Genomic DNA, 10,159 nt, shown 5'->3' on the forward strand with positions numbered 1-10,159 from the left:
CGTGATCCGGCTCAAAGACCGCGAGGTCGCCTCCTCGCAGGTGGACGGGGTGGAGCTCGGCATTGACCCGGGTTCGAAGCTCACCTGCGTCGCAGTCTTCCGCGCCAATAACACGATTCGGGCCGGCCTGTTCGCGATCGAAGTCCGCCATCGGGGCGGGCAGATTCGTGACAAGCTGAACGCCCGCGCCGTGTTCCGGCGTGGCCGCCGGTCGCGGAACCTGCGCTACCGGGCACCCCGCTTCCTGAACCGCCGCGAGCCGGACGGGTGGTTGGCGCCGTCGCTGCGGCACCGGGTCGCGTTCGACACGCAACTGTTGCAGAACCCGAACATCGCCGGGGTCGAGTACCAGCACGGCACCCTGGATGGGTACGAGGTACGTGAGCATCTGCTGGCCAAGTGGGGGCGCAGGCGTGCCTACTGCGGCGCCACGGGGGTGCCGCTGAACATCGACCACATCGTGCCGCCCTCGCGGGGCGGCTCGGACCGGCCCGCTGTGTCGGCCCGGATCCGAGGCCAAGCGAAACTGCCGCTGCGGGATGCTGCGGCCGTGCCGACAACCCGGCGGGCGCTGGGGCAAGCGCTGGCCGCCACCGGCCTACCGCTTGAGGTTGGCACGGGCGGGCGCACCAAGTGGAACCGGCACCAGACCGGCGCGCCAAAGACCCCCACCCTTGATGCCTTCACGTCGGGATCCTCACTGCCGCGCGGTCCTGCCCGGGGCAGGTGCTGGTCGCCGCCGCGACCGGCCGCGGCGGCTACGCCGTGCACGCTGTCGTTCCAGCCGGCAAGAACAAGGGCCGGCACCTTGGTCGGGTCGCTGTGCGAACCACCGGGAAGTTCAACATCCGCACCAGCCAAGCCCTTGTGCAGGGCATCCATCACCGTCACGTCCGGCTGCTGCAACGCGCCGACGGATGGGCCTATACCCGAGAGGAGGAGCGGCGTTTCCTCCCGGCCCTGAACGGCCAGGTTCCTACGCTGCGACGTCGATGACCTACTCCGGCGCACCCCCGACCTACCGGCTCGCCGACGCGCTGTTTCTCATCGGTCATGACGAATTCTCGGGAAAGCCCCACGGCGCGGTCGACCGACTCGAGTGCGCGCTCGCCGGGGCCGCGCTCGCCGAGCTGATGTTCGAGCGCCGGATTGTCGCGGAGGACGGCAGGATCGTCGCGATCGACGGGCGCCTGTGGCAGGAACCCCTGACCGATCTGCTGATCACCGAGATCATCCGGCGGGAGGGAGCGCATCCGATCCGGTTGTGGATACGGTACCTGCGCGAACATCTGAACATCTGCGAGCGCGTGGGCACCCGGTTGGCGACCGCCGGTGTGGTGCGGCGGGAACAGGGGCGGCTGCTCGGCCGGTCCGTTCGCTGGCCGGCCGCCGACCCCAACCAGGCGGCCTCACCACGGGTGCGGCTGACCGCGATGCTGATGCGTCAGCACAGCGCCGACATCGATGTGGAAACGCTGCTGCTGGCCGCCCTCATCGAACCGGTGAACCTGAGCTCCAACCTCTTCGACGCGCAGGCCAGCGCCCGGATGCGGGAGTGCGGGCGGCTACTGCCGCCGCCGCTGCAGAGCCTGCTCGGGGCGGTCGTCGCCGCGCTCGACGCCACCACCGTCAGCGTCCGGCGCTGAGCCGCCTGCCGTTGCCGTGGCGGGGCAGGCGGGCCGAGCTGCTGAAGGGACGGCGAGATCCGCAGGGCCCTCGCCGTGTCTGGCGATTGACGGGGTCTGCCGGCCGACCCGCTGCCAGACGATTGCAACGAGGGGCTGGAGCGCCAGGCGGCGGCGGCCGTTTCGGTCGGCCCCGGGCCCGCTGGTCCGGCTGCTACCGCGCCGGCCAGCCCTGCCGACCCAGCGCAACGCCGGCCTGAAAGCGCGTGCTCACACCGAGGCGCCGTTGGATCTCGGAGATCCGGCGGCGCACGGTCTGCGCCGACACCCCCAGCCGAGCGGCGATCGCCTCGTCCTTCATCCCGCTGACCATCAGAGTCAACACCGTGTCCTCATCGGCCCCCCGGGACCTGGCAGATAGTTCCTGGCCGTCGAACCGCAGTTGCACGCCGCGCTCCCAGTAGATGTCCCAGAGCGCGACGAGCGCGTCGAGGAGGGCGCACTCGTGCACCACCAAGCCGGCGTCGACGGCCCTGTTCGGGTCCGACTGGACGAACGGCACCAGGGCAGTGCGGCGGTCGGACATGGACAGCTTCATCGGCAGCCCCTTCACGACCCGCGCCTCCTCCCCGAGCGCAACCATCCTCTGGGCGTGCTCGAGCACGCCGGGTTGCTTCAGCGTCTCCTCGTCGTAGATAGCGTGGGATGGCACGCCTCGGGCGAGCAGCTGCTCCTGCAGCGGCTCAGAGTCCTCGGGCCGCTGCTGGGCGAACGGCGGCCGGACGAAGACGTGCAGGCTTCGGCGCGCACTCAGCTGCAGCTGCTTCCAGCGTTCGGCGTACGCTTCCCGGCTGGTCACAACCTCGATCAGCTCGGTGACCCGGTCCTGCTCGGCCGGCACGCGGTGCAGCGCCGCGAGCCGCTTGGCGTCGAGGCGTACCTGGCGCAGCGCCTCCTCCCTCGAGCGGACCAGGACCTCGACCACGACGTCTGGGGGCACCGACTGGTAATGGGCCCGGGAGCCGCTGCGCCGGGTGATCATCGCCTTGCTCTCCAGTTCGGACAGCGCGCCACGCAACCGCCGCTGGGCAAAGCCGGTCAATGCCCGCAGTTCGCTCACGCTCGCCCCGGGATTGGCCAGCAGTGACCGGTAGACCCTCTCGGCGCTGTCGCTGACACCCACCTCGCCCAGCACCCGGTCGTTGTCGCGCATGGCCCGGACCTCCCCTGATCACTTCTCGACAATGGTAACTATCGAACACCATCAAGTCCTTGACCTCCGCGCGCGCCGACAGGAGGTTTACGAGGGAATTTTGAAGATCCGTCGGGAGGAAGCGTGCATCTCCGTAGACCCGCGCTGGCCGGTGCGCTGGCGCTCCTAATGGCCGGGGCGGCGCCGAACGCCGCGTCGGCAAGCCCTGACCACAAGTCCGGGCTGATCCCGGTCGCCAACCCGTCCGCCACGGAAACCGTCACCCTCGTCACCGGCGACCGGGTCGTCGTGCAGGCCGGGCCGGACGGGCGGATGGCCTTCACCATCGAGAAGGCCGACCGCGACGGCGACATCTCGTTCGAGACGCTCACCTACCGCGATGAGACCTACATCATCCCGTCCGACGCCGCGCCGCTGGTCCCCGAGGTGCTGGACCGGGAGCTGTTCAACGTCACCAAGCTGGCCGAGTACGACTACCACGACTCGGTGCCGGTGATCGTCAGCTACGAACCGAAGGCTGCCCGGACCCTGTCCGCGCCACGGGGTGCGCGGGTTACGGCGCAACTGCCGAGCATCAACGGGGTCGCCGCCACAATCGACCGGAACGGGCAGTGGTGGCGCTCCGCGCGGCCCTCCGGTGCGGCCGGAGCCAAGAGCCTGACCGGGACCGGCGCGCTGGCCGGTGTGGACAAGGTCTGGCTCGATGGGCTGGCCAAGGTGGAGCTCAGCGAGAGCGTACGGCAGATCGGCGCGCCCGAGGCGTGGGCCGCCGGCTACGACGGCGCCGGGGTCACCGTGGCCGTCTTGGACACCGGCATCGACGTCGACCACCCGGATCTGAAGGGCAGGGTGCTCGCCGCGCAGGACTTCACCGACAGCGGCAACCCCCGCGACTCGCACGGGCACGGCACCCACGTGGCGACGACGATCGCCGGCACCGGAGCGGCCTCCGGCGGCAAGTACACCGGTGTGGCACCGAAGGCGCGGCTGCTCGCCGGCAAGGTGTGCCTCTCGGAGGGTTGCCCGTTCTCGGCGATCATGCTCGGCATGCAGTGGGCCGCCACCCAGGGGGCGGACGTGGTGAACATGAGCCTCGGCGGCGGTTTCAGCGACGGCTCCGACCCACTCAGCCAGACGGTCAACGCCCTCACCGCGCAGTACGGCACCCTGTTCGTGGTCGCCGCCGGCAACTCGGGTGAGTACGGCGAGGGCTCGGTCGACGCGCCCGGTGCGGCCGATGCCGCGCTGACCGTGGGCGCGGTCGACAAGGCCGACAAGCTGGCGTACTTCTCCGGGCACGGCCCGCGGGTGGGCGACTACGCGATCAAGCCGGATCTCACCGCCCCCGGCGTCGGCATCGTCGCCGGCCGCGCCTCCGGGACCGCCATGGGCAGCCCGGTGGACGACCACTACACCGCCGCCTCGGGCACCTCGATGGCGACCCCGCACGTCGCCGGCGCGGCGGCGCTGTTCCTGCAGCAGCACCCGGGCCTGTCCCCGGCCCAGGTCAAGGCGGCGTTGGCGAGCACGGCGGTGGCGAACGGCGACCTCGAGGTCTACCAGCAGGGCGGGGGGCGACTGGATCTGCGCAACGCCGTCACCTCGGCGGTGCTACCCGACCGGTCGCCGCTGAGTCTCGGCTACTTCGCCTACCCGCAGGACGAGGCAGCCCCGGTGAGCACCACGGTCGGCTACACCAACCGCGGCACGGAGACGGTCACCATCGACCTGGCGCTCGACGTCAAGAACCGGGAGGGCACCACCGCGAGCGCCGACATGCTCACCGTCTCGCCGGCCTCGCTGACCATCGCGCCCGGTGGCACCGCCAAGGCCACGGTCACCCTGGACGTCCGGGCCGGTGCGGCCGGGATCTACGGCGGCTACCTGACGGCCAGCCGGAAGGGCGGGGAGGTCAACCACATCCCGGTCGGTTACTACAAGGAAGGGGTGCGCTACGAACTGCGGGTGAAGGGCATCGACCGCAACGGTCAGCCCGCCAACGCGCTCGGCATGATCGACGTGCTGGACGTGGTCGACACCGCGCGGTTCATGGAGATCGACAACCAGTTCGACAACGGCGTGGTCACCCTGCGGGTGCCGCCGGGCACCTACTCGGTGGCCGGCCTCATCGACACCCGCCACGAGCAGCCGGGCTCGTTGCCGGAACGGACCTGGGTCGGCGATCCCGAGATCAAGATCGACCGAGACACGACGCTGGTGTTCGACGCGCGGCAGGCCGCCCCGGTCAGGATCGTGACCCCGGAACCGGCCAACCCGACCGGAATCACGACCCTGGGGTGGTGGCGTCAGACAGAAGCGGGCTGGCCGTTCGCCCACAACTTCCACGGATCCCTCTCCCTGGTGTCCGCAACGCCGACCGCGCCGGTCACTCGCGGCGACTTCGAGTTCTACACCCGACAGCGGCTCGTCGCCGGGCCGCGGAACTCGATCCTGTACGACCTGGTCGTGCCGTTCCACGGGCAGGTGCCCGCCGACCCGGCCTTCGTGGCCGATCCGGCCCGGCTGGCCCGGGTGAACAACCGCTACCACAGTGACGTCACCGGGCACACCATGCTTGAGCTGCGGCACATGTACCGGCCCTGGTCGCTCGCGTCGAGCTCGATCGCGACTCTGCATGCGGCGCCGCAGGAGCGGGTCGAATACCTGGTGGCCGAGGAGAACTGCTACGCGCAGTGGATGTACGGGGCACTCTCGTACGTCGGGGAGATGAGGGAGCCGACCACCTGTTACAAGCCGGGCGAGCGGCGCGACCAGAGCTGGTTCCGGCAGGTGGCCCGGCCCGGGTTCAACGCCGGCAGCCAGTTCGAGCCGGGAGTGCCGACGACCCGCGACGGGGACGTGCTCACGCTCTTCATGTACGAGTGGCTTGACTCGGACAGGCACCACGGCATGACGGACAGCAGGGTCGACACCACCGCCATCCGCGTCTACGAGAACGGCAGGCTGATCGGCCAGGGCCCGCGGGCCCAGGGCACGATCACGGTCAGCCCGGCAAAGGCCGAGCACCGGATCGAGCTGGACGTGGCCCGCAAGGCGGACTGGTGGAGCACCTCCACCGAGACCCACACCGCCTGGACCCTCCGATCGAGGGGATCCACCTCGGGCCCGGTGGTGCTGCCGCTGCTGCAGGTCGACTACAACGTCCCGGTGGACCTGCTCAACACCACCGCACAGCCGAGCAGCCGGCAGGGCCCGCTGACCCTCGGTCTCACCGTCGGCCACCAGGTCGGCGCCGACGGCCCGGCAGTCCGCGGCGCCAAGGTGTCGATCTCGTACGACGACGGCAAGACCTGGCAGAAGCGCCCCGTCCGAGGCCTCGACGGCGGCCGGTTCGAGGTGACCCTCGACAACCGCGACCCGGCGGAGACCAACGGCTTCGTGGCCCTGCGGGTCGAGGCGTGGGATGCCGACAACAACCGGATCGAGCAGACGATCATCCGGGCCTGGCAGCTGCCACCCGCCCGCTGAGTCCATGGCGCTCCGGTAGACGGCGGGACAGTCCCACTGCGGTTGGCCGGTCGACGACAGCGTTCGTCGACCGGCCAACCGCTTCTACCGCCGGGTTGGCGGCGTCGTTCAGCCCGCGTCGGTCAGGCAGGATTCCGCCACATCGGATAGAGGCTCGGGCCGTCCGGTAGATCCAGGGTGGACGAACCGAGCTCGAACCCGTGCCGCTCGTAGAGCGCCGCGTTGCGCGGCGAGCTCGCCTCGAGATAGGCCGCCGAGCCGGCTTCGTCGAGTTGGGTGAGCTTGTGCCGGAGCAGGGCCGAACCCACGCCCTTGCTGTGCTGGTCAGGGTGCACCGCGATGAACGGCAGGTACCAGTGCGGCTCGCCCGGGTGGTTGGCCGCCATCAGCCCGTCGAGGACCGCGAACCGCTTGGTGGCCTCCGCGCCGACCGCGGCTTCCAGCGTCTGCAGCAGTTCCTGCCCCTCGTCGGGCTCGTCGCTGCCGTCGACGGGCAGCCACAGGGTGACGCCCGCGCCCTCGCCGGCCAGGTAGATCTCGCCCGCATCGAGGACGAGGTTGACGAACTCCCCGAAGAACGACGGATGCGCCTTCGCCCGATGCTCCTCGTCCGGGAAGATCCACTCGCTGACCGGGTCACGCATGAATGCTTCCGCCAGGATCATCCCGACGAGCCCGGCGTCAGCGCTCGATGCTCGTCGGATGTCCCCCTGCCAACCCACCACTCTCACTCCCCACGCTGGCGTCATTGATCGGATCGATGAGCGCCGAGTAGGTTATCAGCCGCGGCGTCACGGCATGGTCACTGAAGGCCCGCAATGGACTGCTGAACGGCTTCACCCGCAGGTTCCGTCGACGGTGAACCAGCAGGCGGTGTGGGGCGAGGTCGTGAAGAAGCGGAGCAACATGCTCGCCACCTTCTGCCGGCCGGAGGTGGCCGGATGCGTCCCGTCGGAGCCGAAGTCCGACCGCTGCCAGGTGAGCCCGTCGGAACGGGGCTGGAGGCCGTTCGCCCACAGGTACGGTCCCCAGGCCGCCCACGGCGCGGCGCTGTCGTAGTCCAGGTTGCCGGCCCGAGGGTCGGTGCCGCCGCCCGACATCTGCGTGATCTGTGCCTGGATCACCCACTTGACGCCGAAGCCGGTCTCGTAGGCGTAGGGCTCCGGGTTCAGGCCGGTGGTGGCGTAGCCGCCGTAGATTCGGCTGGAGAAGAAGACCTGCTGCAGGTTGGGATAGCGCTTCTTCAGCGCGCGGAGGATGTTGCCCTGCTGGACCACGAGCTGGTACGCGTCGGCGTTGGCGGCGGGCAGGGACACCGACGGGTTGGCGTTGGCGACCTTGACCCAGACGACCTGGACCTGCCGCTCGGTCAGGCCGAGCGGCGCCAGCCTGGTGTCCCGGACCCGGTCGTAGTTGGTGTCGGCAGGGGAGTCCCAGGTGCCCGCGGTCTGGCCGCCCGCGGCGCCGTCGACGATGACGAGCTTGTCGTGGTTGACCCGCGGGTCCGCGGCGGCCTGGCCGATGAAGGAGTACGGGGCACACTGCCCCCCGGTCTCGGACGAGCAGAACTCCTGCGTGGTGTTGGACATGCCGAGGGAGAGCAGCACGTATCGGCCGTTGGCGCTCGGCGCGCCGGTGGCGTCGAGCGGACGTACCCGGAGGGCCCGGTTGACACCGGCCGTGCGGTGGGCGTCGGGCATGGTGTTCCTGCCGGCGGGGTACAGTCCGCCCTGGAAGCCGAGGTAGGTGCCGCCGCCGAGGTCGTTGATGGGCAGAATGGTGGCGGCGACCGCAGCGGGCATCCCGACGACAGCGGCCGTCACGAAGGTGACCAGCACCGCCAGAACACGACGAGCATCGATAGTCATGGCGCCGAACCTAGGACCTAGAGTGACGTTGGTCAATGACTTGGCGGGGCGTCGAGCGGTCGGCGCGTTCGAGGTGATTCCCTTGCTCGACGCGGCCGGGCCGTTCTTCCTCGACCGGCGGGTCGCGTTCCCCGAGGCGACACCGCGGGACTGGGACCGTGCCCGGGTCGTCGACCCCGGCGCGTTCGGCCCGGGGGAGACCTGGCGGCTCGATTTCCGCTGCTACGCCATCCGGGGGCCGCGCGACCGGCTGGTGCTGGTCGACGCCGGAGTGGGACCCGACGGCAGTCCAGCCGAGGGCTGGGCCCCGACGCCCGGCCGGCTCCCGGCCGAGCTCGAGCGCGCCGGAATCGAGCCGGCGGACGTGGACATGGTGGTGCTCACCCACCTGCACGAGGACCATTTCGGCTGGTCCGTCGGGCCGGACGGCACGCCACTGTTCCCCAACGCCCGGTACGTCGTCCAGCGGCGCGAGGTGGTCGCCCTACCGGACGGCGACGCGGCCCGGGCGTACGTCGTCGACCCGCTGCGCGCCACGGGGCAGCTCGACGAGGTCGACGGGGTCGCCCGCCTCGCCACCGCCCGGGGCGGGTCGGTCCGCGTCATCCCCACCCCGGGGCACACGCCGGGTCATCAGTCGGTGATCGTCGACCACGGCCACGAACGGGTGATCGTCACCGGCGACGTGCTGGTCCATGCCGTCCAACTCGTCGACCCCGCGGTGGCCTACCGGTACGAGGCCGACCCCGAGGTCGCCCGCCGGACCCGTCAGCGACTCCTCGCCGCGGCCGGCGCCCGCGGCGCCGTGCTGGCCACCGCACACCTTACGCAGCCCTGGACCGAGGTGCCCGACCCGAGATGGGTGCGGGGCCACTGACCCGTACGGTTTGCCGAGGGTCCGGCGGGGGAACCGCCCGCGTCGGTTCCGCTCCCGCCGGCGCGGCGGCAGCCAGCGGAACGCGTACGGCTCAGGGTTTGCGCGCGACCGCCCCGTACATGGACGCCTGCGCGGCCGGCGTCCGGTGCTCCGGCGGAGCGTCCGAGTGCCACTCGGTGATCGGGCTGATGCCCGGCGGGACGAGTTCCAGGCCGTCGAAGAACGCGGCGACCTCACCCCGGGTTCGGAAGGCCATGTCGATCATGCTGGTGGTGGTGACCGGCGCCGCGGTGGCGGCGACCTCTCGCGGCACCAGGTCGGTGGTGGCATGCGAGATCACCACGTAGCTTCCGGACGGCAGGGCCTCGATCAGTCGCCGGGTGATCCCGTGGGGATCGTTGACGTCGGTCAGGAAGTGCAGGATCGCGACGAGCATGAGCCCGACCGGCCGGTCGAAGTCGATCGTGGCCCGTACCTCGGGATCGTTCAGGATCCGCTCCGGTTCGCGCAGGTCCGCGTCGACGTACGCGGTGGCGCCCTCCGGTGTACTCGTCAGTAGGGCGCGGGCGTGCGCGAGCACGATAGGGTCGTTGTCGACGTACGCGACCCGCGAGTCGGCGGCGATCCCCTGGGCGATCTCGTGCATGTTGGGGCTGGTCGGGATGCCCGTCCCGAGGTCGAGGAACTGCCGGATGCCGGCCGTCCCGGCCAGGTACCGGGTGGCGCGCTGCATGAACCGCCGGTTCTCGATCACCGTCGTCCGGATCGCCGGGTACGCGGCGGCCACCGCGTCGCCGGACCGTCGGTCTGCCGCGAAGTTGTCCTTGCCGCCGAGCCAGTAGTCGTAGCGGCGGGCGGGATGCGGCACGGACGGGTCGATCCGCGCCGACGGTGGCTGCTCCGGCACAGGGCGTACCCCCGACGTCGTCTCCGCCACCGCGACCTCCCCGTCCAGAGTGAGCGTTTCCCGGGATCTTAGTGGCTGGACCCGCCACCGGAGGTCCCTTCCGCGGCGCGCCCCCGCCGGCGGTCGGTCCGCCGCGGGACGGGCTCCCGTCGGAGATCGTCCGGGCCGGCGGGGGCCGGG

The 10,159-nt window shown here is 70.9% G+C and carries 8 protein-coding genes; 4 read left to right on the plus strand and 4 right to left on the minus strand.

The window, feature by feature from the left end; translation table 11 throughout:
* Together ABZ570_RS05270 and ABZ570_RS05275 are read left to right on the plus strand one after the other, a co-directional pair.
* The coding region (locus ABZ570_RS05270) for an RRXRR domain-containing protein (protein ID WP_358057067.1) at positions 1–964 on the plus strand (964 nt) is incomplete at its 5' end.
* 28 nt (positions 965–992) lie between these two features.
* Positions 993–1,646 (plus strand): GPP34 family phosphoprotein, encoded by a 654-nt coding sequence (locus tag ABZ570_RS05275; RefSeq protein WP_358057070.1) that lies wholly within the window; start codon positions 993–995, stop codon positions 1,644–1,646.
* Between the two features lie 193 nt (positions 1,647–1,839).
* Here ABZ570_RS05275 and ABZ570_RS05280 read toward each other — a convergent pair whose 3' ends face one another.
* Positions 1,840–2,838: a LuxR C-terminal-related transcriptional regulator gene (locus ABZ570_RS05280; protein ID WP_358057073.1), complete on the minus strand. Its 999-nt coding sequence runs from the start codon at positions 2,836–2,838 to the stop codon at positions 1,840–1,842.
* A 123-nt stretch (positions 2,839–2,961) separates the two neighbouring features.
* On the opposite strand from ABZ570_RS05280, the gene ABZ570_RS05285 reads away from it, so the two are divergent.
* Positions 2,962–6,327 (plus strand): S8 family serine peptidase, encoded by a 3,366-nt coding sequence (locus tag ABZ570_RS05285; protein WP_358057076.1) that lies wholly within the window; start codon positions 2,962–2,964, stop codon positions 6,325–6,327.
* A 122-nt stretch (positions 6,328–6,449) separates the two neighbouring features.
* Here the strand turns inward: ABZ570_RS05285 and ABZ570_RS05290 are convergent, their stop codons facing one another.
* Complete coding sequence (locus ABZ570_RS05290) at positions 6,450–6,971, minus strand: GNAT family N-acetyltransferase (protein WP_358057079.1); 522 nt, start codon at positions 6,969–6,971, stop codon at positions 6,450–6,452.
* 192 nt (positions 6,972–7,163) lie between these two features.
* Positions 7,164–8,195, minus strand: coding sequence for a hypothetical protein (locus tag ABZ570_RS05295; RefSeq protein WP_358057082.1), 1,032 nt, complete (start codon positions 8,193–8,195; stop codon positions 7,164–7,166).
* Positions 8,196–8,217: 22 nt separating this feature from the next.
* Here ABZ570_RS05295 and ABZ570_RS05300 point away from each other — a divergent pair, with 22 nt between their 5' ends.
* Positions 8,218–9,072 carry an MBL fold metallo-hydrolase gene (locus ABZ570_RS05300; protein WP_358057085.1) on the plus strand — a complete coding sequence of 285 codons (855 nt, stop codon included), beginning with the start codon at positions 8,218–8,220 and terminating at the stop codon, positions 9,070–9,072.
* 91 nt (positions 9,073–9,163) lie between these two features.
* Here ABZ570_RS05300 and ABZ570_RS05305 read toward each other — a convergent pair whose 3' ends face one another.
* Positions 9,164–10,009, minus strand: a complete 846-nt coding sequence (locus ABZ570_RS05305) for an SAM-dependent methyltransferase (RefSeq protein WP_358057088.1) — start codon at positions 10,007–10,009, stop codon at positions 9,164–9,166.
* Between the last annotated feature and the right edge of the window lie 150 nt (positions 10,010–10,159).

The sequence above is a fragment of the Micromonospora sp. NPDC007271 genome (assembly GCF_040634005.1).
Taxonomy (GTDB): domain Bacteria; phylum Actinomycetota; class Actinomycetes; order Mycobacteriales; family Micromonosporaceae; genus Micromonospora.

What these genes read in the sequence shown, in the direction of transcription:
- ABZ570_RS05275 (WP_358057070.1), top strand. Translation starts at nt 993, where the DNA reads ATGACCTACTCCGGCGCACCCCCGACCTACCGGCTCGCCGACGCGCTG.
- ABZ570_RS05290 (WP_358057079.1), bottom strand. Translation starts at nt 6,971, where the DNA reads ATGCGTGACCCGGTCAGCGAGTGGATCTTCCCGGACGAGGAGCATCGG.
- ABZ570_RS05280 (WP_358057073.1), bottom strand. Translation starts at nt 2,838, where the DNA reads ATGCGCGACAACGACCGGGTGCTGGGCGAGGTGGGTGTCAGCGACAGC.
- ABZ570_RS05295 (WP_358057082.1), bottom strand. Translation starts at nt 8,195, where the DNA reads ATGACTATCGATGCTCGTCGTGTTCTGGCGGTGCTGGTCACCTTCGTG.